At 45.3% G+C, this 23,803-nt stretch carries 16 protein-coding genes; 10 read left to right on the top strand and 6 right to left on the bottom strand.

Translation table 11 applies throughout. The annotated features are described in order from the left end of the window. Positions 1-49: 49 nt before the first annotated feature. From acnD to KIT90_RS24395, 3 genes are all read left to right on the top strand, one after another. Positions 50-2,659 (top strand): Fe/S-dependent 2-methylisocitrate dehydratase AcnD, encoded by a 2,610-nt coding sequence (gene acnD, locus KIT90_RS24405; protein ID WP_285379126.1) that lies wholly within the window; start codon positions 50-52, stop codon positions 2,657-2,659. Positions 2,660-2,682: 23 nt separating this feature from the next. Next, positions 2,683-3,870 (top strand): 2-methylaconitate cis-trans isomerase PrpF, encoded by a 1,188-nt coding sequence (prpF, locus tag KIT90_RS24400; protein ID WP_285379124.1) that lies wholly within the window; start codon positions 2,683-2,685, stop codon positions 3,868-3,870. Between the two features lie 61 nt (positions 3,871-3,931). Beyond that, a complete protein-coding gene (locus tag KIT90_RS24395; RefSeq protein ID WP_285379121.1) occupies positions 3,932-5,812 on the top strand; it encodes a propionyl-CoA synthetase in 1,881 nt (626 codons plus the stop codon). Positions 5,813-5,839: 27 nt separating this feature from the next. On the opposite strand, the gene KIT90_RS24390 is transcribed toward KIT90_RS24395, so the two are convergent. Next, positions 5,840-6,757, bottom strand: coding sequence for a LysR family transcriptional regulator (locus tag KIT90_RS24390; protein WP_285379120.1), 918 nt, complete (start codon positions 6,755-6,757; stop codon positions 5,840-5,842). A gap of 158 nt (positions 6,758-6,915) precedes the next feature. On the opposite strand from KIT90_RS24390, the gene KIT90_RS24385 reads away from it, so the two are divergent. From KIT90_RS24385 to KIT90_RS24370, 4 genes are all read left to right on the top strand, one after another. Further along, positions 6,916-8,478, top strand: coding sequence for an arylsulfatase (locus KIT90_RS24385; protein ID WP_285379119.1), 1,563 nt, complete (start codon positions 6,916-6,918; stop codon positions 8,476-8,478). 122 nt (positions 8,479-8,600) lie between these two features. Next, entirely contained in the window at positions 8,601-9,083 is a 483-nt protein-coding gene (locus KIT90_RS24380) for a GNAT family N-acetyltransferase (protein WP_285379117.1), read from the top strand. A 200-nt stretch (positions 9,084-9,283) separates the two neighbouring features. After that, positions 9,284-10,837, top strand: coding sequence for a trypsin-like serine protease (locus tag KIT90_RS24375; protein ID WP_285379115.1), 1,554 nt, complete (start codon positions 9,284-9,286; stop codon positions 10,835-10,837). 307 nt (positions 10,838-11,144) lie between these two features. Continuing rightward, the gene (locus tag KIT90_RS24370) at positions 11,145-12,584 is read left to right on the top strand and encodes a bifunctional NUDIX hydrolase/phosphatase PAP2 family protein (protein ID WP_045494885.1); all 1,440 of its coding nucleotides are present in this window, start codon (positions 11,145-11,147) and stop codon (positions 12,582-12,584) included. Between the two features lie 73 nt (positions 12,585-12,657). Here KIT90_RS24370 and KIT90_RS24365 read toward each other — a convergent pair whose 3' ends face one another. Further along, positions 12,658-13,467, bottom strand: a complete 810-nt coding sequence (locus KIT90_RS24365) for a Cof-type HAD-IIB family hydrolase (protein ID WP_045416562.1) — start codon at positions 13,465-13,467, stop codon at positions 12,658-12,660. A gap of 165 nt (positions 13,468-13,632) precedes the next feature. Here KIT90_RS24365 and queE point away from each other — a divergent pair, with 165 nt between their 5' ends. Together queE and queC are read left to right on the top strand one after the other, a co-directional pair. Beyond that, the gene (queE, locus tag KIT90_RS24360) at positions 13,633-14,283 is read left to right on the top strand and encodes a 7-carboxy-7-deazaguanine synthase QueE (protein WP_038894142.1); all 651 of its coding nucleotides are present in this window, start codon (positions 13,633-13,635) and stop codon (positions 14,281-14,283) included. A 14-nt stretch (positions 14,284-14,297) separates the two neighbouring features. After that, complete coding sequence (gene queC / locus KIT90_RS24355) at positions 14,298-14,996, top strand: 7-cyano-7-deazaguanine synthase QueC (protein ID WP_285379114.1); 699 nt, start codon at positions 14,298-14,300, stop codon at positions 14,994-14,996. On the opposite strand, the gene KIT90_RS24350 is transcribed toward queC, so the two are convergent. From KIT90_RS24350 to KIT90_RS24335, 4 genes are all read right to left on the bottom strand, one after another. Then, positions 14,953-16,920 (bottom strand): GGDEF domain-containing protein, encoded by a 1,968-nt coding sequence (locus tag KIT90_RS24350; RefSeq protein WP_285379113.1) that lies wholly within the window; start codon positions 16,918-16,920, stop codon positions 14,953-14,955. The genes queC and KIT90_RS24350 overlap by 44 nt on opposite strands. A 191-nt stretch (positions 16,921-17,111) precedes the next feature. Continuing rightward, positions 17,112-17,465, bottom strand: coding sequence for a DUF2750 domain-containing protein (locus KIT90_RS24345; RefSeq protein ID WP_005443612.1), 354 nt, complete (start codon positions 17,463-17,465; stop codon positions 17,112-17,114). Between the two features lie 106 nt (positions 17,466-17,571). Beyond that, positions 17,572-18,192 (bottom strand): OmpA family protein, encoded by a 621-nt coding sequence (locus KIT90_RS24340; protein ID WP_005443610.1) that lies wholly within the window; start codon positions 18,190-18,192, stop codon positions 17,572-17,574. A 3-nt stretch (positions 18,193-18,195) separates the two neighbouring features. Beyond that, positions 18,196-19,506: a TolC family outer membrane protein gene (locus KIT90_RS24335; RefSeq protein ID WP_045416554.1), complete on the bottom strand. Its 1,311-nt coding sequence runs from the start codon at positions 19,504-19,506 to the stop codon at positions 18,196-18,198. A gap of 404 nt (positions 19,507-19,910) precedes the next feature. On the opposite strand from KIT90_RS24335, the gene KIT90_RS24330 reads away from it, so the two are divergent. Next, the coding region (locus KIT90_RS24330) for a tandem-95 repeat protein (protein ID WP_285379112.1) at positions 19,911-23,803 on the top strand (3,893 nt) is incomplete at its 3' end.

The raw sequence follows: 23,803 nt of genomic DNA, 5'->3' as shown, positions 1-23,803 counted from the left end.
ATCGCGGTGCGTTCAGGCACAAGATGTACACTAAAGCGGAAGCAAGCCCATGAGCATCACCACAAACATAAATACTCAATATCGTAAGCCGCTCCCGGGAACCAAACTCGATTATTTTGATACCCGAGAAGCAGTTAACGATATTTCTCCAGGAGCCTATGAAAAGCTCCCATACACCTCACGCGTTTTAGCTGAGCAGTTGGTTCGCCGCTGCGACCCGAATATGCTTACTGATAGCCTAAAACAGTTGATTGAACGCAAGCGTGACCTTGATTTTCCTTGGTATCCGGCGCGTGTGGTTTGTCATGACATCCTTGGACAAACTGCATTAGTCGACCTCGCTGGTTTGCGTGATGCGATTGCCGAACAAGGCGGTGACCCAGCGAAAGTAAACCCTGTGGTTGAAACGCAGTTGATCGTTGACCATTCACTGGCAGTTGAACACGCAGGCTTTGACCCAGAGGCGTTTGAGAAAAACCGTGCGATAGAAGAGCGCAGAAACGAAGACCGATTCCACTTTATCGAGTGGTGTAAGACGGCGTTTGAGAACGTCAGCGTTATTCCTGCGGGTAACGGCATCATGCACCAAATCAACTTGGAGAAGATGTCTCCGGTTGTGCAAGTTAAGCAAGGCATTGCTTACCCAGATACCTGTGTCGGCACAGACAGTCATACACCTCACGTTGATTCTCTTGGCGTTATTGCGATTGGTGTCGGCGGCTTAGAGGCGGAGACGGTTATGCTTGGTCGCCCGTCGATGATGCGTCTTCCGGACATTGTCGGTGTGAAGCTCACTGGTAAGCGTCAACCGGGTATTACCGCCACCGATATCGTACTAGCGATTACCGAGTTTCTACGCAATGAACGCGTGGTTTCATCCTATCTCGAATTCTTTGGCGAAGGGGCGCGAGACCTAACCATCGGCGACCGCGCGACCATCTCAAACATGACGCCAGAATACGGCGCAACCGCTGGGATGTTCTACATTGATGAGCAGACCATTAATTACCTCAAACTGACAGGACGCGATGATCAACAGGTCGACTTGGTAGAGAAGTACGCCAAGCAAACCGGCCTGTGGGCGGATGATTTAGACACGGCGGTTTACGAACGCGTGCTTGAATTCGATTTGTCCCAAGTCGGGCGCAATCTGGCAGGTCCATCTAATCCTCATCGTCGTTTACCTACCGCAGAGCTTGCTGAACGTGGTGTTTCTGGCGAGTGGCAAGAGAAGGAAGGCGAGCTTCCAGATGGCGCGGTGATCATCGCGGCGATTACTTCTTGTACCAATACCAGTAACCCAAGAAACGTTGTGGCGGCTGGTCTGGTCGCTAAGAAAGCGAATGAGCTTGGGTTGGTGCGCAAACCTTGGGTGAAATCTTCATTTGCTCCGGGTTCTAAAGTTGCTCGACTCTACCTTGAAGAATCTGGTTTACTCCCTGAACTAGAAAAGCTTGGTTTTGGTATCGTGGCTTATGCGTGTACAACCTGTAACGGCATGAGCGGTGCACTTGACCCGAAAATCCAACAAGAAATCATTGACCGAGATCTGTATTCAACGGCGGTACTTTCGGGGAATCGCAACTTTGATGGTCGAATTCATCCTTACGCAAAACAAGCATTCTTAGCATCGCCCCCTTTGGTCGTTGCTTACGCGTTAGCCGGTACGATTCGCTTTGATATCGAACGTGATTCTTTGGGTACAGATAAAGACGGCAAGCCGGTTTACCTCAATGACTTGTGGCCAACGGATGAAGAAATTGATGCTGTGGTGGGTGAGTACGTTAAGCCAGAGCAATTTAATCAAGTCTACATTCAAATGTTTAAACTGAATGATGAGGCTCGTAACCCGAATCCGCTCTATGATTGGCGTCCGATGAGTACGTATATCCGTCGACCTCCCTACTGGCAAAAAGAGGGGGAGGGAGCACTGGCTGGTGAGCGAACTCTGTCTTCAATGCGTCCTCTTGCCGTTTTAGGCGATAACATTACGACCGACCATTTGTCGCCATCAAACGCAATTTTGGCAAGCAGCGCCGCAGGCGAATACCTCGCGAAGATGGGCGTGCCAGAAGGAGACTTTAACTCATATGCGACTCACCGAGGCGATCACTTAACCGCGCAGCGCGCTACTTTCGCTAACCCGAAACTGTTCAACGAAATGGTCAAGGAAAACGACGAAGTAGTGCAAGGATCGTTAGCGAGAGTCGAACCTGAAGGCAAAGTGACACGCATGTGGGAGGCGATTGAGACTTACATGAATCGCAAGCAGCCACTTATTGTGGTCGCGGGTGCAGATTATGGTCAAGGATCGTCCCGAGATTGGGCGGCGAAAGGCGTTCGCTTGGCGGGTGTAGAAGCCATTGTCGCTGAAGGGTTTGAGCGTATTCACCGTACCAACTTAGTTGGCATGGGCGTGCTTCCTCTGCAATTTAAAGATGGCGTGAACCGAAAGACGCTCGAATTAGATGGCACTGAACTTTATGACGTTATCGGCGATATCACTCCAGGTGCTGATTTGGCGCTGGTGATTACTCGTGCGAATGGCGACAAGGTTGATGTGCCGGTGACTTGTCGACTCGATACCGAAGATGAAGTTCACGTGTATAAAGCGGGCGGTGTGTTACAGCGCTTTGCTCAAGATTTCCTCTCGCAATAGATAGCGCAATAACGGAGCAAGATATGGATAGCAAGATGCAAAGCCAAATCAAAGTCCCAGCGACTTACATGCGCGGCGGTACGAGCAAAGGTGTTTTCTTCAACCTTGAAGATTTGCCACAGCCAGCGCAAGTTGCAGGTGAGGCAAGAGACAAGCTGCTACTTCGTGTGATTGGTAGCCCTGACCCGTATGCCAAACAAATTGATGGCATGGGCGGCGCAACTTCCAGCACCAGTAAAACTGTGGTTGTGTCGCGCAGTCAGCGAGTCGATCACGACGTTGATTACCTGTTCGGGCAAGTATCGATAGATAAGCCGTTTGTTGATTGGAGTGGTAACTGTGGCAATCTTTCTGCTGCAGTCGGACCTTTCGCCATTCATGCAGGGTTGATCGACGAAGATCAAATTCCTCAAAACGGCATCGTTACCGTTCGTGTATGGCAGGTAAATATTGGCAAAACCATATTGATTCATGTGCCAATCGTAAATGGTTTCGTTCAAGAAACAGGGGCGTTTGAGCTTGATGGCGTGACGTTCCCTGCGGCAGAAATTCAAGTTGATTTTGTCGACCCTGCTGATGGTGAAGGCAGCATGTTTCCAACTGGCAATCTAGTAGACGATTTGGTCGTGCCAGATGTTGGGACGTTCAACGCCACCTTTATTAACGCAGGCATACCGACGATCTTCATTGATGCAGAAGCACTTGGCTACCAAGGCACTGAGCTTCAAGATGACATCAATAACGATGAATCTGCTCTTGCGAGGTTTGAGTCCATTCGTGCTCATGGCGCGCTAAAAATGGGTCTTATTAATTCGCTCGAAGAGGCTCAAACACGTCAACACACGCCTAAGATTGCGTTTGTTTCTCAGCCTAAATCCTATTTATCGTCGAGTGGTAAAGCCGTAGAGGCAGGTGAGGTCGATATTCTCGTCCGAGCTTTATCTATGGGCAAACTTCACCACGCCATGATGGGAACCGCAGCGGTCGCTATTGCCTCGGCGGCATGCGTCCCGGGTACTTTGGTGAACCTAGCGGCTGGTGGCGGAGAGAAAGAATCTGTGACGTTTGGGCATCCATCAGGAATGCTTAAGGTGGGGGCAAAAGCCAAACAAACAGAACAAGGTTGGGTGGTTGAGAAAGCCATTATGAGCCGCAGCGCGAGAATACTGATGGAGGGCTGTGTGCGTGTTCCCTCCAATGTCTTTGAATAACACAATTGCATGGTAGTGATACTTAAGAGAAGCAATGTCAGGACATACTGGAGGAAGCAATATGTCTGCATATCAAAAAGAATACCTTTGGGCACAAAATGAACCGGAAAACTTTTGGCGTGCTCAAGCTGAAAACATCGATTGGTTTGAAGCGCCAAATACCATCTTACAAGCTGACGAACATGGGATTGAACGTTGGTTTCCTGATGGCGTAATGAACACGTCATGGCTCGCGTTGGATTATCATTGCGAGCAAGGAAGAGGCGACAAAACCGCACTGATTTATGATTCGCCAGTGACGGGGCAAAAACAAACTTACAGTTATCAAGCTCTGCGTGACCAAGTGGCGAAAATCGCGGGCATGCTTTCTAATCAAGGCGTAATCAAAGGCGATCGTGTGGTCATCTACATGCCGATGATCCCAGAAGCAGCAATGGCGATGTTAGCGTGTGCTCGATTGGGCGCGATTCATTCGGTGGTGTTTGGCGGTTTTGCCCCGAATGAGCTTGCCGTTCGAATTGAAGATGCGGAACCTAAAGTCATCATGACGGCGTCTTGTGGCATCGAAATTAACAAGGTGATCCCGTACAAACCAATGGTTGATAAAGCCATTATGGACAGCCGTTGGAAGCCTGAGAAAGTCTTTGTTCTTCAACGCCCGCAGTGCGAAGCCGAACTTAACCTTGAACGTGATTTAGATTGGCAGCAAGAATACGCGCAAGCTTTGCCTCATGCGTGTGTCCCTGTGCTAGCGACAGATCCTCTTTATATTCTGTATACCTCTGGCACAACAGGGAAACCAAAAGGCGTAGTGCGTGACAATGGTGGTCATGCCGTGGCGATGAAATATTCGATGACGTCGATTTATAACATCCCCCAAGATGGCGTGTTCTGGGCTGCATCGGATGTAGGATGGGTCGTTGGTCACTCTTATATTGTGTACGCACCGTTGATTCATGGCTGTACAACTATTCTATTTGAAGGCAAACCAGTGAGAACACCGGATCCGGGTGCATTCTGGCGTGTTTGTGACGAATACAAAGTGGATGTGCTTTTTTCCGCGCCAACCGCTTTTCGTGCAATTAAGAAAGAAGACCCAGAAGGCGAGTTCATTAAGCAATACGACTTGTCCAATCTCGACTCTATCTTTATGGCAGGCGAACGCCTTGATCCACCAACGCTAGAATGGGTCGAAAGCAAAGCAGATAAGCCGGTCATTGACCACTGGTGGCAAACGGAGACCGGATGGGCGATCGCGGGCAATCCGACCGGTATCGAGATGATGTCGGTAAAAGCAGGCTCCGCTACCAAGCCGATTCCTGGCTATCAGGTCGAGATTCTGAACGAAATGGGCATGCCAGTGGGCGCAAATCAACAAGGTTTTGTGGCTTTGAAGCGCCCATTACCACCAAGCTGTTTACCAACTGTCTGGCGTAACCATGATCGCTTTGAAACCGGTTATCTAAGTCAATTCCCGGGTTACTACGTATCGGGAGATGGCGGTTACCTAGATGAAGATGGTTATCTGTTTATTATGGGTCGTATTGACGACGTAATTAACGTTGCTGGTCACCGTCTGTCTACTGGCGAGATGGAAGAAATCGTTGGTGGTCACCCAGCGATTGCGGAATGCGCGGTAGTCGGTATCCACGATGAGTTAAAAGGTCAGCTACCACTTGGCTTCGTGGTTCTTAAAGATGGTGTGAAGATTGATGACCTAACGCTAGAAGGTGAGTTGGTGGGTAAAGTACGCAACGAGATTGGCGCTGTGGCTTGCTTTAAACATGCGCTGGTTGTTGACCGTTTGCCAAAGACTCGCTCAGGTAAAATTCTGCGAAGAACCATTCGTCAAATAGCCGATGGCGAGCAATACGTGGTGCCATCAACCATTGATGACCCATCCAGTCTTGGCGAAATCGAGCGAGTGCTTAAACGTGGCTAGTTTGCATCAAATTCAACATAATAAGGCTCAATTCTGAGCCTTATTTATTTTTTCAGAGGCGTCACTTATTATGTTCCTCATCCACTTATGTCCGGAGTCGGTGGCTCGGTTTGGATGATATATTAAGCACAAATCCCACTTTGTTTGCTCAAATGGAAATGGAAGAACTTTGATTTCCATAAGCTGCTCAAAAGATTTCGTTATCGTTGAGTCCATCAAGCAAATCACATCCGTTTTCTCGACAGTTTTCAACATATCTAATGCATTAGAAACACTATAAGGAGTGCTGCGGTGAGATAGTTCGACTATGTCACTGTTCGATAAAGGGTTCACCTTGTGCTGCCAAGAACCTAGAACGATGTGATCCTCATTCAAGAACTCCGTTTGAGAGATGGATTCTCCCAGTCTTGGATGGTTTTTCGCGCAAACTACGACAATCTCACGTTTTCCAATCGGTTTATATCTTAAGGACGAAGTACGTAGTTGAGGCGCATCGATGACAAAATCATATCTCTTTACTCGTAGATCCATTTCGTAATCTTCACTGTAGAGTGGGTGAACATCGATAGTGATATTTGGAGCTTTTTTTCTTACTTGTGTAAGCAACTCAGGTATCAATTGATAGCTTGCGATGTTAATGCATGCCATGGAAAAGCTTCGGTCTGACGAGATAGGGCTGAATCTATTTAGATGCTCTAACGTTGAAGCATACAGTTTGTTCGCTGCGGCGAGTGCTGGGTAGATCTCAATGGCTTTATTTGATGGAGACACACCATTGTGGTGGCGTATAAACAATACATCATCATACTTTTCTCTTAGGCGTTTAAGGTTTTTGCTTGCGGCCGGTTGGGTAACGCCAAGCTTTTTTGCAGCGACAGAGATATTACCTTCTTCATATATAGCCAGAAAAAACGGGATCAAATTGAAGTCTATCTCTTTCGGCATTCGTTAACCTTTAGTCTCGTTATTACTTTCTTAGTTAAATATAACACGTAAAAACGTCGTTATTTCATAACCGTTTCGGCGGACTTTTATGCCCACTAGTTATAGCTCATCTAGGTAAGATCGGTACGGATTTTTATCAGTTCAATGAGGATAAGTATATGACTTCAATAGGGCTTAAACGGGCGGTCTCGTTAAGTGTATTGGCTGTATCTCCCAGCGTTATAGCGGCAGAAAAACCTAACATATTGGCGATATTTGGTGATGATGTTGGCTATTGGAATATTAGTGCATACAACCAAGGTATGATGCGCTATCGCACACCAAACATTGACCGAATAGCGAATGAAGGCGCGTTATTTACCGACCATTATGCTCAGCAATCATGTACGGCTGGACGAGCAGCTTTCATTACTGGACAAGAACCGTTCAGAACGGGTCTACTTACAGTGGGATTGCCAGGAGCCAATCATGGTATCGCGGATTGGACTCCAACGATTGCTGACCTTTTAAAAGAGCAGGGCTATGTCACTGCACAGTTTGGAAAAAACCATCTAGGCGATCAAGACAAACATTTACCGACAAATCACGGCTTTGATGAGTTTTTCGGTAACTTGTACCACTTAAATGCGGAAGAAGAACCAGAGACGTATTACTACCCGAAAGATCCTGAATTTAAAAAGAACTACGGCCCACGCGGGGTGATTCACTCTTATGCGGACGGAAAGATTGAGGATACAGGACCACTTACACGCAAAAGAATGGAAACGGTAGATGAAGAGTTCTTGGAAGGAACGCTTAACTTTATGGAAAAAGCGGTGAGAGAAGATAAACCGTTTTTCATTTGGCATAACTCTACACGTATGCACGTTTGGACGCGTCTTCAAGAAAAATATCAGGGTAAGTCGGGCGTCAGCATCTATGCCGATGGCATGTTAGAACTCGATGACCAAATTGGTATTCTGCTAGATAAGCTAGAGGAACTTAAGATTGAAGACAACACCATAGTTATCTTTACATCGGATAATGGTGCGGAAACTTTCACATGGCCTGACGGCGGTACGATTCCATTTAAAGGTGAGAAAGGCACAACTTGGGAAGGTGGTTTCCGAGTGCCTCAGATTGTTCGATGGCCGGGGGTGATTGAGCCGGGCACGCAGATGAACGAAATGATGGCTCACCAAGATTGGCTACCAACCATTCTAGCCGCTGCCGGTGTTAATGATGTGAAAGAAAAGTTAGCTAAAGGCTATAAGGCGAACGGGAAAGACTGGCGTGTTCATATTGATGGCTACAACTACCTTCCTTACTTGAAAGGTGAAACAGATAAGGTGCCACGTGAGTCTTTGTTGTATTTTTCGGCAAACGGTGAATTGAACGCGATTCGTTGGAATGATTGGAAGTTGCATTTCGCAATTATGGAAGGCGATATGACAGACGCAGTTCGTTTTGAGCCAAACTGGCCACAGGTTGCACATATGCGTGCAGATCCGTTTGAGCGAGGTAAAGACGAATCACCAATGTATTTCCGATGGATGGCTGATAACTTGTGGTTGTTCGTTCCAGTTGGTGCAGAGATTAAAGCGTTTACTGAAACATTAGATCAATATCCAATGCAACCGAGTGTTCGCTTTAATGCGGGTGGTCTGAACTATCAAACACTAAACCTACAAGAAAAGCTTAAACAAATGGATGCGATGCAGAAGAAACTAGAAGAAATGTAATCCGTTGTCCATCTTCAATATTAAGAAAAAGCCCCATTTTTTGGGGCTTTGTTTGTTCCTGCTTGCCTTAATGGACATTTAAACACACACTATATGGATTCCTGTTTTTGGCTACTTTTCCTATGTCTACTTTTGTAATCAAACCAGCGCTTTTTGACGATCTTGAACAACTCAATGATTTGATGTTCGAGCTGCATGATGAGCACCATGTCCAATCCCCAGAGCTGTTTAAAACCGCAGAAGAAATCGAACAAGAAAAGAGTATTGCTCGCTATCTCGATAATCCTGAATGTTTGGTATATGTCGCTAGAGTAGAGGATGAGATCATCGGCTTTGTATCAGGGCATTTCTGCGAGCTTATTTCTACGGTTAGTAAACCCGTGATGATGGGAAGCGTTGATGAGCTATACGTTTTACCCGAGTATCGCAAGCAAGGTACCGCGAAGGCTTTGATTGAAAAGATAGAGGCGACATTCATTGATTATGGAGTGAAACAGATGTTTGTTGAGGTTTGGGACTTTAACCAGACAGCGATTTCTCTCTATGAGAACCAAGGTTTTGGGCATCATATTCATTGGTTAAGAAAGTCGTTATCTGAACGTTAATTAATGCGTAGCTAAGACGGTAACTTAGTGATTTATGTAATCTGACGATGCAAAAGTTGAGTCTACTAGTCAGTATTTGTTATTAGTCTTGTCGCAATGTGCGGCGACTCATTCTCATCCAAATTGGTGATGTTGTTTTTGTTTGCTTGTTTTGTAAGTGGCACATGAATAGTGCCTCATAAAACAAGAGGAAAATAACATTGAATCTATCAAAAACCTTACTTGCAACGGCGTTATTGCCAATGTTGGCAAGTGCAGATCAAGTCACGCAAACACAAAACAATGAAATTCAGCCGGATATCGTGGGTGGTATCACGGCAAACCCCAATGACTGGAAATTTTATACCCAGATAGTCAGCCGCAATGGTAATCGTTCTTTTTGCGGGGCGAGTTATATTGGGGATGGTTTCGTACTTACTGCTGCTCACTGTGTTGACGGTGACACACCAAATCAAATCGCGGTAAAAATTGGTGGTGTGATTTATAACGGCACTGATGGCGTACGTTCCAATGTCAGCCAGATCTATGTTCATCCTTCTTATAATGCTTCTACGCTTTCTAACGACATCGCATTGCTTAAGCTCACTTCAATTCCCTCTGGTGTTGCGAAAGTGGATATAGCCGCAGGCAGTGTCTCGCAATATGCAGGTGTCGGTGATTGGTTAACCGTCGCTGGCCTAGGTCGAACTTCGGAGGGGGGCAGTTCACCAACCGCGCTGCAAGAAGTGGATGTTCCTCTGGTCTCTGATGCGACTTGTCGACAAGCTGGCGGTAATTACACCACAGTTGGCTCCGTATCATTCTGTGCGGGTGTTCCGCAAGGTGGCATTGATTCTTGTCAGGGAGACAGCGGCGGTCCCATCGTCGTTAAGAACAACGGTCTCGTCACTCAGCTAGGTATCGTCAGTTGGGGCATAGGTTGTGCCCGACCGGGTAAGTACGGTGTGTACAGCGACATCGCAGCATTACGCAGTTTTGTTGATGGTGTGATAGGTACGACAACGCCTCCAACAGATAATGTTTCTGTTGGTTACACGGCAAATCAGACGTTGAGTTCTTTTAAAGTGGGCGAGCTGAAGCAACACAGTTTCAGTATTCAAAATATCGGTAATGTTGCGTTTACTGTCGAAAGTGTAGGACTGCAACGTTCTGGAGTCACGAAATCTGCGATGATCACCAGAGACCAATGTGCACAATCGACACTCAGTGCAGGAAGCTCATGTCGTGTCGATGTGGAATTTGGCGCGTCTCAAGCAGGTGATGCGAGAGTTGCTTTGGCCTTTGGTATCGATAAAACCAGTACTACATACCAAGCAGTGGCTACAGCTTCCGCCACTAGTACAACGACACCGCCTTCTGGTAGTTGTGACAATGAATGGAAAGCGAGTAGCGTATACAACACGGGCGAAACCGTTACTTGGGCTGGTCAATTATGGCAAGCGCAATGGTGGACTCAAGGCGATAATCCATCAGAATCTGGTCCATGGGGAGTATGGCAGTCAATAGGCAGCTCAGATTGTTCTGGGACTAATCCTCCTGTAGATCCACCAACAGAGCCTACGCCACCAACGCCGCCATCTTCAGGTGATGCTTACCAAGCGGGTACGAATTACTCTGCAGGGGATGTAGTGACGAATAATGGTGCAAGTTACCAATGCAAGCCTTGGCCAAACAGTTTGTGGTGTGGCTCAACTCCAAGTGCATATGAGCCGGGTGTGGGCTCGGCTTGGACAGATGCATGGTTAAAGCTGTAAATGCATAAGTGAACCATAAAGAGAGTTTATTTGTTGTCGACAATAAGCTCTCTTTCTTGTTTCAATTCTGAGAAGGCGTAAAATCCACGTAAATTCCTCTGACGTTAACTTAATATAACTGGCAAAATCGCAGCCAATATTTCGAGTTATGTCTGATTTTTGTCAGAACTATTTTGAAGAGTGTCGCAAAGCGTTTTTTGACATGTGTGCTAAATGTACAACTGGTTACTTAATTTATGTCGAAAAATATTGGTAATCCTGCCATCATAGCTGAGTGATTCTTCTTTTTTGTTAAAGGTCGTATTTTGTGCTGAGACAGCTGTTTTTTCTCATCCTGTATTCCATTTCTTTGTTTGTATCTCCTACATCTGCCGCGAATCCTCTTCCTGAAGACGTAAAAGGGGCGCTTTGTATTGTCCGCGCAGATGACAAACTGGTTTTAATCCATGAAATATTAACCAATAAAATTTCTCTTCCTGGTGGCACTGTCATTGAAGGTGAGTCACCGAAGCTCGCTGCTCAACGAGAAACTTGGGAAGAAACTGGCTTAGTTGTCACCGTTGGCGAGGAGCTAGGTAGAACGGACACAGCTGTATTCTATGATTGTGTCTCTGATTCAGAAGTGATTGCTTTTTCTATGACCAACACTTTAGATGGGAACGAGCTTCCAATTTGGTTTGCGCCGCATTATGGCGTAGAAGTCGCCTCTGCAATGATTGCAAACCCGAGCAACATGTCAGCTTCTCTTTACCGTTATCCTGCGCAATGGAAAGAGGTGGCTGAATTTTATTCGCGAGCGACAAATCAATCAGTTGTTTATGTTGACCAGTTGATTGATTCCGCGCCGGGTTTTCGTCAACTTGAGCTTTCTTGGATGGTCGATTTACAAAGCTGGATCGCGTCATTTTCGTCAGCAAGCCGTGAAACAACCTGTGAAGTTGCAAAATTGGTAACGAGCATCAGCAATCCAACGTTTCTGTTGTTCTTGTTCCCGTTTGTCATGATGAAGTTTGATAGCCGTTTCGTTTACCGTCTATTTTTCTCTATCACTGCGACTTCTCTAATGGTATTGGTTGCGCAGCAGGGGTTCTCGCTACCAAGGCCGCACGTTTATATGCCGATCACAGAGTTAACGCATAGCTTTGGTTTTAGTTTCCCAAGCTTGCCGATCGCGATTTGGTTCTGTGTGATGACCTTCTTATTCCAAAGAACGAAGAGTTTTGGATTAAATCGAGTCACTTTGTTGACGGGCTTGGTCACTTTAACCGTAATGTTCTGCAAGTTCTTCTTGGGGACTGCGTTTATTCTGGATATGTCTGTTGGTGCGTTGCTGGGTGTTCTAGTGGCATGGCATGTTTTACGTTTGGAAGATAATCCAGAAATAGATGTCGATAGACTGCTCACCTCGAAAGGGGTTTGGTTCACCATGACAGCAATTACAGCGGTGATCTCTGTTATCTGGCCATTGCCTGTGTTCACCAGTTGGTTAGCGATTCTAATTACAGCGTCTGCACTGGTTATGACATTCAAAGAGTCGGATATTCGATTTGAGCGCCAGCAGATGTTGTTCGTTATTTTGGCCTTGTTGCTGGTTGATCAACTCTATCTCTACTTGGGTACAACGGTTTCGTTCAGTGGGTTCTGGTCTCTGGTCTTTAATACGTTCCATTACCCGTTGCTAATGCTGACGTTTATTACGTTAGCTAGAAAGCTGACGTGTGGAAAGCGTGCGAAACAGGGCGCTTAGCTAGAAAATGGATAACAAAAAGCCTCGCTCAAATGCGAGGCTTTTTTACATCAATTCAGATCGACTCAGAGTATTACGCGTTAAGCACAAACTTCTCGATCGATTTTGCTACACCGTGCTCGTCGTTGCTTACCGTGATGTAGTCTGCGATTTGTTTGGTTTCTTCCATTGCGTTCGCCATTGCGATACCAAGACCTGCGTATTCAAGCATGTGGTGGTCGTTCTCGGCATCGCCCATACAAATCACTTCTTCAGCTTTGATGCCTAAGTATTCTGCGATGGCCGAAACACCGACGCCTTTGTTGCTTGATGGATTCAAAAACTCTAAGAAGAAAGGTGCACTTTGCACAACGGTAAACTCTTGTTTTAGCTCTGTTGGTAGGGCTGAGATAACTTCAGTTAGTTTACTTGGCTCTGCAACCATCATTGCTTTGATGATCGCGTGATCATCTTCTAGCGCATCAAAGTTCATCTCAGTGACTGCTACGCCATTGATTTTTGCTTCGATGTCAGTGTAAGGGTTGTTTTCTTCTGTGATCAGACCATGCTCTTGGCTGAATGCGTGAACATAAGCGCCAAGCTCGCGTGCTTTACGTGCAATTTTCTTCGCAGCTTTGCCATCAATGATCTGCTGGTGGATGATTTCATTGGTACCAATGTTTTTCACCATAGAACCGTTGTAGTACAAAACAAAGTCTTTGTCTGAGTTGATGTTTAACTCGTCTAGCTTGTCTTGCATTCCCTCAAGAGGGCGGCCAGAAGCAAGTACAACGGTAACACCCGCTTCGCGTGCTTTTGCAATGGCTTGCTTGTTCTCTTCAGAAATTACTTTGTCGCTGTTTAGCAACGTGCCGTCCATGTCTAGGGCGATCAGCTTGTACATCTTTACTTACCTTAAAAAATGGGGAACCTGCGTATGAAACTACAAAACGACCTATTTTAACAATTTATTTTTGGTTTAAATTGACCTGAGTGCGCCTCTCCATTAAGGTCTTCGCCTCGAAGTATAATGAGTTGAGTGAGTTCTACGTTGTATAAGCTAAATGAGATGTTTGAAACCATCCAAGGGGAAGGGGTTTTCACTGGTGTGCCAGCGGTTTTTGTGCGTTTGCAAGTATGTCCGGTTGGATGTTCTTGGTGCGATACGAAACAGACTTGGTACGCAGAAGAAGAAGACCAGCGCCAGATCGGTGATATCTTGGTGAAAACAGAAGATTCTCCAACATGGTGTTTCGCATCGGCAGAAGACATCGTAGCTGAATACAAAAAGCAGGGCTTCAATGCGAAGCACATTGTGATCACTGGTGGCGAACCATGCATTTATGATTTACGTGCGTTGACGGCTGCATTTGAGGAAATGGGTTGCCAATGCCAAATCGAAACCAGTGGTACTTCAGAGGTCGTGACTTCAGAAAGTACATGGGTGACGGTGTCACCTAAAGTCGCAATGAAAGGGAAGCTACCAGTACTCAAAAGTGCATTAGAACGCGCAAATGAGATCAAACATCCGGTTGGCACCCAAAAAGACATCGATCAGCTTGATGCATTGTTGGCCTCTGCAGAAATCGCTGAGAAGACAGTCATCGCACTTCAGCCTATCAGTCAGAAGCCTCGCGCTACACAACTGTGTATTGATACCTGTGTTGCTCGCAACTGGCGTTTGTCGGTTCAAACTCATAAATACCTAAGTATTGCTTAAGCTCGGAGAGAAAGATGAAAAAAGCAGTCGTTGTTTTCAGTGGTGGACAGGACTCTACAACATGTCTGGTTCAAGCATTAAAAGAGTTTGACGAAGTACATGCCATCACATTCGATTACGGTCAGCGTCATAAGCTGGAGATTGAAGTGGCTGAGAAAGTCGCAAAAGATCTTGGCGTCACTGCACACAAAGTGATGGATGTTGGCTTACTGAATGAACTGGCCATCAGCTCTCTGACGCGTGACGACATTCCAGTTTCTCATGAACTTCAAGAAAACGGTTTGCCGAACTCTTTCGTTCCTGGCCGCAACATTTTGTTCCTAACGCTTGCTGGCATCTACGCTTACCAAATTGGTGCAGAAACCGTCATTACGGGGGTTTGTGAAACAGACTTTAGTGGCTATCCAGATTGTCGTGATGATTTCGTGAAAGCGATGAACAGTGCCTTGGTTAAGGGTATGGATCGTCAGTTTGAAATCAAAACTCCGCTAATGTGGTTGAACAAAGCAGAAACGTGGGCACTGGCTGATCAATATGAGGCGCTGCAACTAGTTCGTGAAAACACGCTAACGTGTTACAACGGCATCATCGGTGATGGTTGTGGTGATTGCCCGTCATGCGACCTGCGCAAAGCGGGCTTAGATGACTATCTGAACAACAAAGACGCCGTTATGCAGTCGTTGATTCAAAAGCAGAAGACGGAAGATCAATAGGCTCGTTATACGCATCAATCACGGCATTATGTCCGTTCTTTTTAGATTGATACAAAGCTTGGTCTAGTATCGAATATAACTCATCGAAGTTACTGAGTGGCTTAGATGTTGAGAGGTAGGCCAAGCTTGCAGTTACATTGAGAGTTTCGTCGTTAGTGCTCTTAATTTGTTTTTCAGAGATAGTTTTGTGTAAGCTCTGGATACGAAATGGCACATCAATCTCATCCACGTTCTTCAACAGCAAGATAAACTCTTCGCCTCCCAAACGACCAAGGTATTCGCCTTTGTTCAATTTAACTTGAATCGCTTTACACACGTGCTTCAACACCAAGTCGCCAGTTGGGTGTCCGTGCTTGTCATTGAGTAGTTTAAAGTTGTCTAAGTCGATCAGGGCTAATACATAGCGCATATCTTCTGGGGCGCTGACGGTCTGATTTCTGATTTTTTCTATGATAGTACTTCGGTTCAACGAACCAGTAAGTCTATCTAAGCGTGATTTTATCTTGGTATTGCGTAATACGAACAGCACGACTAGTAAAATAGTAAGCAGACAGAAAATCACAAAGTTATAAGCTCGTTGCTGTTCACCTAACTTTTCAAGTTCCAAGAGCTTAAGGTTTCGCTCATTGTCTATTTTGACCAGTTGAAGTTCATATTCGTACTCGCTTTTTGTTAGATCCAACGCCTCAATTGCTTTTACGTTGTTGGCATCACGGCTAGCAAGTTCGAGCTTTGCGTATTTTTGATAGTGTGAGAGGGCGTTAGAAAAATCATTTTGCTTTTGATAAATCTGCGATAACAACAGCTGGGCTTTAGCTTGTAGCGCTGATGTGGAGTTTTTGTTAGCGAGTTCTAACGCCGCTTGCGCGTGTTCCAAAGCCTCATGCAGAGAGTCGTGCTTCAAATAAGCAAAGCCCGCGGTAAGATGGCTTTCAGTTTGCAAACGCTTATTTTCGTATTGCTCACCTAATGCAAGTGCACTTTTAATGTAAGGTACTGCACTTTTCAAATCGCCAGAATCAACATAAGCGGAACCAAGTCCAAGATAAGTTAACCCTTGACCGTAGGGATAGTTAAGATCCTCAAGAAGCGTCAATGCATTCTTGTAGTGGCTGACCGCTTTTTCATAATCCATAGACTTGCTATACATCGCCGCCAAGCTATGTTCGACCTGTGCGACTTCTAGCGGTGTTGATTCAAGTTGGCGTGCCAGCAATGCTTGTATTAAGTACTGTTCGGATTGCTCAAACTGACCTAACTCGCTCAGTAAGTTACCAACGTCATTGTAAACACCGGTTGGGTCACTCTGAGTCGGCATTTCTGTCAGCAATCGACGGTACAAATTCAGTGCAATTTCATACTCACCGCGAAAGTCAAAGTTGTTCGCGATAACACGTAAAGCAAGATCCGAAGGGATATTTTGTTGATGATCACCCGATAAATGATTGTTCAATGATGAACAAAAGAAGCTTGCTTTGTGGTACTGGCCCTGTTGATTCAACGTGTAGCAAAGCTGATAGTTCATTAATGCTTTAGTTTCTTCATCACTTCGCTGTTTTGCACTTTGTAGTAAGGAAGTAAAAACGTTTACCGACGTATCGTAGTTGCCATTTTTTCGTTCTGTCAGTGCAAGAATGTACTTGGACTCAAGCTTGGCAAAGCGGTTTTCTAATATTTGACTGCTTCCATAATACGGCTGATCAATATTCGACATGTATTCGTAAATCAAGCCGCTAACGTACAACTTTTCGCTATTAGAATCGGCGCTATGATACCGATCTTGCAGCATGCTGAGCGCAGACTTAGCATTTGTTTTCATTGTAGCTTGATAGACAGCATGCCATTGGGTGATATTTTGAGTGTCACTTGCGTTTGCCTGACCGCCGATTAGGAGTGACGCAAGCAAAGAAAGCAGGGTACGCATAGTGATGTAACCTTATGTTATTTTTATATTGTTTGCTCAGAATGATATACCAATTAGGTACAGTTCATTGTGACAAAAGCCGAAGGGTATAGATAATGGAATGAAGAAAATTATGCGCTCGGTCGAGCTTTACATCGAAAAGGTAAGTAACAATAAAGCAGACCCCAGCACGATGCTGAGGTCTTTAGGAATTAGCCTACGTACAGTTTAGCTAGATCTTGAGGTTCAACCTCTTTACCTTCTAGCTGAGCGTTCCAGTTTGTACCAACAAGCACGCCATCTTCTGCAAGAGTTAGAAGCCAATCTTCAACAAAGATATCTAGAGGGATTTCTAGTACTTCGAAATCTGCCCATTCTTCAACGTTGTGTGTTTGTGCATCTTCCTTAGTAGACCAGAAAGGCATAACCTCGCTGTTTTCGAATTCAGTTGATTCACAAGATAGCCAACCTTCTTCATTGCGTAGACCCCAAACCAACTGGTTTTCTTTGGTTTCAGCAACGAAAAGGTCAAGGTTTGCTTGGATATCTGATGTAAGTTTGCTCATTTCAAAACTCTCATTGTTATGACGCGAGTAGATTACCACTAAAGTGCCGATTCCTAAAGCATAATACGGTTTAGCAAGGTTGAAAAAGAAAAGGAGCCGAAGCTCCTTAAATTGTATTTTCAGGAAGAGTGGTAAATATTGTCCACTCTTTCTTTATTTCACCTTTGTAACCCACAACGGAAGCGGTCACTCTGCGGTTGAGCGCATGGCTGACTTCATCCGTGCCTTGTTGGGCTAAATGAGTATCGCCATAACCTACGATTCGAACACGATTTGCCGCAATACCGTAACCTAATAGTGCAGAACGGACGTTGTTCGCGCGACGCTTAGATAGGTCTAAGTTATGGGTTGAGCCACCGACCTTACTTGCATAACCGTGCAGCTCAATAGATGTGGAAGGGTATTCGTTCAAAAACTCAGACAGCTGACGGATTTGACGGTGGAAAACTGGGTTAATTTCATCAGAATCATTAGCGAATAAGACGCGAACTTGCATTTGTTCTGATGACTTAATGTACTCACCGCAGCCGTCGTTATCGATCTCTGATGTCGGCGGCGTTCCCGGGCATAAATCTCTGGCGTTAATTACTCCGTCATCGTCATCATCTTGAAGATCTGCTATTTGCTGTGCATTCGGAGTGACCATGTAGTCGTATTCATCTTCTGCGAATGCTTGGTTCACAGACAAAATCAATCCAAGTGAGAATAGAATCTTTACTGCTTGCATGTCTTAGTACTCCACCTTCTGATTCCATTCTGTCGGAACGTCAACGCGTAGGGCATTCAATAGTTGTCCTGTTGCGTTCATCACACGATATTTTGCGTATTGCTCAGCGTATTTCGCATCTAAATAATCTTTGCGCGCTTCGAACAGTTCATTCTCTGTGTTCAACAGATCAAGTAGGGTTCGTTTACCAATTCGATACTGTTTCTCATAAGCGATAACGGTTTCAGATGCTGAATCTACGTGATCAGACAAAAACTGCTTTTGTTGCTGGGTAAGATCCAATGCACTCCATGACAAACGAAGACCTTCTTCAACATTTCGGTATGCGCGTTCACGTAAGTCTTTAGCTTTGTTCAATTGGTAAGCAAAACTCTCGGCATTTGCTGCATCACTGCCTCCGTTATACAAGTTGTAACGCATTCGAAGCATTGCGGTCGTTTCGTCACTACTTCCTTCGATACCAGCGGCATCATCACGCCATGTCTGTGCTGCTTCTACCGAGATCGTTGGGTAATAATTCCCTTTTGACTGCTTGTATTGAAACTTCGCTGAATCAACGTCTGCTTTAGAAATTTTGATCACTGGGTGAGAGTCAAATGCCAAGTCAACTGCGTCATCCACTGTGTATGGAATGAAGTTTTGATCAGCTCGTGGGAAGATTAGTCCTTGTGGAGCTTGCCCGACTAATCGAGTAAAGATGGTATGGCTATCAAACAAATTGTTTTGTGCCGCGACCAAATTACCGTGAGCTTTTGCTAGGCGAGCTTCTACTTGGGTTAAGTCTGCGGTTGAGCCAATTCCTGAATCTACGCGTTTTTTGATGTCTTGATAGATCTTTTTGTGCACTTTCAGGTTGTTTTCTGAAAGCGTTAATACTTCATAGGCTTTCACTGCATCTAGATACACTTTGGTCACTTCAAGTGCCGTATCTTGAGCATCTGCAAGCAGTTGATAACGAACAGACTCAGCGTCAGCGGCCGTTCTATCAATGTCGTTTAGTGTTGCTGAACCATCCCAAATAAGTTGGGTTAGGGTGACCGTTGCTTCTTTTCGAGTTAAGTCTGTTGAGTCTCTGCCACCTTCGGCAGGGTTAATACCTTCATAACCGATTCCTGCATCCAGATCGACTGAAGGGAGGTAAGCACCACTCGAGGCTTCATTCACATACTGCTTACTTACGAATTCATTAAACGCGCTTTTGATGTCTGGATTGGTAATAAGCGTGTTTTCTACTGCTTGCTCTAGTGTTTGCCCGAAAGCTGGGCTAACGGTAAGCACACCAAGACATAGGGCGTTGGCACGAGTCCACTTCACTTTAATTCTCCTAGATTTAGTCAAGTCTGAAGGCGAGAAATTATTCTTATAAATTAGGGATAACTCTATAGGCGTCAATAATCTAACGCACAAAGCTATTAACAATCAACTATGGAACTAGTTGCTATACTTAAGTGTGCATCGTTGAAATTCACTATACCGTATGGCTGTTAATATAATCTTTGAATAAAGATCATATTTTCATGATGTTAGAACTATTTTGGCACTTAAACGTAGTGATCCAGTTCTCATACATTTGTTTGGCACTTCATATGGATAATATGTGACTTAAAAGTTGTTTTTTGGTGTTAAAGCTCTGTTATTGCGTTATATCTTCGGGCAATATATAACGAATTAGTATCATTGGTCAAAATGTTGACAGTATTTAAAGGTCAGGGGTTTATATGGATCGTACATCCTTAGTTTCACTTGGTGGTCAGATCGTAGTAATAGGTTTGGATGGGCAATTAAAGACATTAGCTCAAAACGAACAACCGTTACCGGGTGAACTTATTGTTGCTAGAACTGAAGCTGAACCGGAAAAGCTTCAAGTTCAAGTCGCAAGAGAAGAAGGGGTGCAAGACGTCACTGACGATGTCGCTCAAATTATTGACGCACTTCAAGATGGGCAAGATCCAACGTTGCTCAACGAAGAATTCGCACCAGCTGCAGGCGAGAGTAATGGTTCCAGTTTGCAGGCTAGCGGCACTGTAGAGCGCACGGCAGCAGAACTGCTAGCCGATACTGTGTTTGAAACAACGGGGTTAGCTGCGCTTGGCTTTTCCGAAACTCAAAGCCTAACTCTTGCTGAGCTGTATTTAAACCTTCCTAACACCTCTCCAGCCGTCACGCCAATTGCTCCGGTCGCTGAAGATGACAACATTCAAACAGACGAAGACGTTTCGATTACCATTGATGTCCTAGCCAATGACGATGATGAAGATAGCGACTCCCTTACAATTGATTCAGCCACAGTACCTGAAGAGCAGGGAACCGTTGCAATCGTTGATGGTGAGCTAGTTTTTACACCTGCTGAAGATTTCAACGGCGAAGCAACCATCACTTATGTTGTTACCGATGGTGAACTAACTGATGAAGCAACGGTTTCGGTTACTGTTAACCCTGTAAATGATGCACCAGTAGCAAATAATGACAGTACTGCGACGGATGAAGATACGCCAGTTACCATTGATGTACTACTCAATGACACCGATGTTGACGGTGACACACTGACCATCGTGAATGCGTCTGTTCCTGCAGAGCAAGGCACGGTTGAGATCGTAGACGGTAAGCTTATTTTTACTCCTGCTGAAGATTTCAACGGTGAAGCAACTATCACTTATGTTGTTACTGATGGTGAACTAACAGATGAAGCAACGGTTTCGGTTACTGTTAACCCTGTAAATGATGCACCAGTAGCAAATGATGACAGCACTACGACGGACGAAGATACGCCAGTCACCATTGATGTGCTACCAAACGATAGCGATGTTGACGGTGACACGCTGACCATAGTGAATGCGTCTGTTCCTGCAGAGCAAGGTACGGTTGAGATCGTAGACGGTAAGCTTGTTTTTACTCCAGCAGAAAACTTCAACGGCGACGCAACCATTAGCTACACAGTTTCTGATGGTGCATTAGAAGATGAAGCAGAAGTTTCGGTAACAGTTAATCCACTTAATGATGCTCCGACAACCGAAAATGCTATCCCATCCCAAGTTCTACAGGAAGATTTTGCTGAATACACGATTAACTTAAATGACGCATTTAGCGATGTAGATAACTTAGACAGTGAACTGACGTTCAGCGTTTCTGGTAACAGCAATATTCAAGTGTCGATTGTCGATGGTATCGCAACTATCACCCCAACAGCAGACTGGAACGGCTCTGAAGAATTGACGTTTACCGCGACAGATCTAAGTGGGTTAGAGGTCAGCCAAACAGTTGATTTCACGGTCAACGCTGTCGCCGACATTGTCGCTGACAGTGCGGATATCGTTGAAGATACGCCAACAATTTTGGATGTGTTAGACAATGATAGTTTCGAAGGTCAATCACCAGTTGTATCCGTAGAAGCGGGCAATGGTCCTACAAATGGCAGTGTGGTTGTTAACGATGATGGCACCATTACCTACACACCAGACCAAGATTACAACGGTGCTGATGAATTCACTTACACAGTTACGTCTGGCGGTGTGACCGAAACCACAACAGTTAAGCTGAACGTTACTCCTGTAAACGATAGGCCGGTGGTTGAGAATACCATTGCTGACCAAGTTCTACCTGAGGACTTTGCTGAATACACCATTAACTTGAATGACGCGTTCAGTGACGTTGATAACGCGGATAGCGAATTGACGTTCAGCGTTTCTGGTAACAGCAATATTCAAGTTTCGATTGCTGATGGTATCGCAACTATCACACCAACCGCAGACTGGAATGGTTCAGAAGAGTTAACGTTTACCGCGACAGATCCAAGCGGATTAGAGATCAGTCAGACGGTTGATTTCACAGTCAATGCTGTTGCCGATATTGTCGCTGATAGTGCAGATATCGTTGAAGATACGCCAACAATTTTGGATGTGCTGGATAACGATAGCTTCGAAGGCCAATCACCAGTTGTTACAGTGGAATCTGGTGATGGTCCGACTAACGGCAGTGTGGTTGTTAACAACGACGGTACGATTACCTACACGCCAGACCAAGATTACAACGGTTCTGATGAATTCACTTACACAGTTACGTCTGGCGGTGTGACCGAAACCACAACAGTTACGCTGAACGTTACTCCTGTAAACGATAAACCAGTGGTAGAAAACACCATTGCTGACCAAGTTCTAACGGAAGATTTTGCTGAATACACTATCGACTTGAATGACGCATTCAGCGATGTAGATGGCGCAGATAGCGAATTGACGTTTACCGTTTCTGGTAACAGTAACATTCAGGTTTCAATTGTTGATGGTATCGCAACTATCACTCCAACAGCAGATTGGAACGGTTCAGAAGAGCTAACGTTTACCGCGACAGATCCTGATGGTGAAAGTGTTAGCCAGACTGTTGATTTCACGGTTAACGCCGTTGCCGATATTGTTTCGGACAGCGCGAATATCGTTGAAGATACACCAACAATTTTGGATGTGTTAGACAACGACAGCTTCGAAGGCCAATCCCCAGTGGTATTCGTAGAAGCGGGCAATGGTCCTACAAATGGCAGTGTGGTTGTTAACAGCGACGGCACCATTACCTACACGCCAAACCAAGACTACAACGGTGCGGATGAGTTCACTTACACAGTGACCTCTGGCGGCGTCACTGAAACCACAACAGTTACGCTGAACGTTACTCCTGTCAACGATAAGCCGGTGGTTGAGAATACCATTGTTGACCAAGTTCTATCTGAGGACTTTACGCCTTATACCATCGATTTAAATGACGCGTTCAGTGACGTTGATAACGCGGATAGCGAACTGACGTTCAGCGTTTCTGGTAACAGCAATATTCAAGTTTCGATTGCTGATGGTATCGCAACTATCACACCAACCGCAGACTGGAATGGTTCAGAAGAATTAACGTTTACGGCGACAGACCCAAGTGGTTTGGAAGTGAGTCAGACGGTTGATTTCACGGTTAATGCTGTTGCCGATATTGTTTCGGACAGTGCGAATATCGTTGAAGACACACCAACCATTTTGGATGTGTTGGACAACGATAGCTTCGAAGGCCAATCTCCAGTTGTTACAGTTGAATCTGGAGATGGTCCGACTAACGGCACTGTGGTTGTTAACAACGACGGAACAATCACCTACACGCCAGACCAAGATTACAACGGTTCTGATAAATTCACTTACACAGTCACCTCTGGCGGTGTCACTGAGACTACGACGGTTACGCTAAACGTCACTCCTGTTAATGATAAGCCAGTGGTGGAAAATACCATTGCTGACCAAGTTCTACCTGAGGACTTTGCTGAATACACGATTAACTTAAATGACGCATTTAGCGATGTTGATAACGCGGACAGCGAACTGACGTTTACCGTTTCTGGCAACAATAACATTCAAGTTTCGATTGTCGATGGTATTGCGACGATCACACCAACCGCAGACTGGAACGGTTCTGAAGAGCTAACGTTCACTGCAAAAGATCCGAGTGGTTTGGAAGTGAGTCAGAAAGTTGATTTCACAGTCAACGCCGTTGCCGATATTGTCTTAGATAGTGCAGATATCGTTGAAGATACGCCAACCATTTTGGATGTGTTAGACAACGATAGTTTCGAAGGCCAATCACCAGTTGT

This window comes from Vibrio sp. B172a, assembly GCF_030248355.1.
Taxonomy (GTDB): Bacteria; Pseudomonadota; Gammaproteobacteria; order Enterobacterales; family Vibrionaceae; genus Vibrio; species Vibrio owensii.
The sequence above is the reverse complement of the archived record's forward strand: the minus strand, read 5'-3'. Positions and strand labels throughout refer to the sequence as shown.

What these genes read in the sequence shown, in the direction of transcription:
- acnD (WP_285379126.1), top strand. Translation starts at nt 50, where the DNA reads ATGAGCATCACCACAAACATAAATACTCAATATCGTAAGCCGCTCCCG.
- KIT90_RS24345 (WP_005443612.1), bottom strand. Translation starts at nt 17,465, where the DNA reads ATGAGCAAACTTACATCAGATATCCAAGCAAACCTTGACCTTTTCGTT.
- KIT90_RS24350 (WP_285379113.1), bottom strand. Translation starts at nt 16,920, where the DNA reads ATGCGTACCCTGCTTTCTTTGCTTGCGTCACTCCTAATCGGCGGTCAG.
- queC (WP_285379114.1), top strand. Translation starts at nt 14,298, where the DNA reads ATGAAAAAAGCAGTCGTTGTTTTCAGTGGTGGACAGGACTCTACAACA.
- KIT90_RS24395 (WP_285379121.1), top strand. Translation starts at nt 3,932, where the DNA reads ATGTCTGCATATCAAAAAGAATACCTTTGGGCACAAAATGAACCGGAA.
- KIT90_RS24340 (WP_005443610.1), bottom strand. Translation starts at nt 18,192, where the DNA reads ATGCAAGCAGTAAAGATTCTATTCTCACTTGGATTGATTTTGTCTGTG.
- KIT90_RS24365 (WP_045416562.1), bottom strand. Translation starts at nt 13,467, where the DNA reads ATGTACAAGCTGATCGCCCTAGACATGGACGGCACGTTGCTAAACAGC.
- KIT90_RS24380 (WP_285379117.1), top strand. Translation starts at nt 8,601, where the DNA reads ATGTCTACTTTTGTAATCAAACCAGCGCTTTTTGACGATCTTGAACAA.
- queE (WP_038894142.1), top strand. Translation starts at nt 13,633, where the DNA reads ATGTTTGAAACCATCCAAGGGGAAGGGGTTTTCACTGGTGTGCCAGCG.
- prpF (WP_285379124.1), top strand. Translation starts at nt 2,683, where the DNA reads ATGGATAGCAAGATGCAAAGCCAAATCAAAGTCCCAGCGACTTACATG.
- KIT90_RS24385 (WP_285379119.1), top strand. Translation starts at nt 6,916, where the DNA reads ATGACTTCAATAGGGCTTAAACGGGCGGTCTCGTTAAGTGTATTGGCT.
- KIT90_RS24390 (WP_285379120.1), bottom strand. Translation starts at nt 6,757, where the DNA reads ATGCCGAAAGAGATAGACTTCAATTTGATCCCGTTTTTTCTGGCTATA.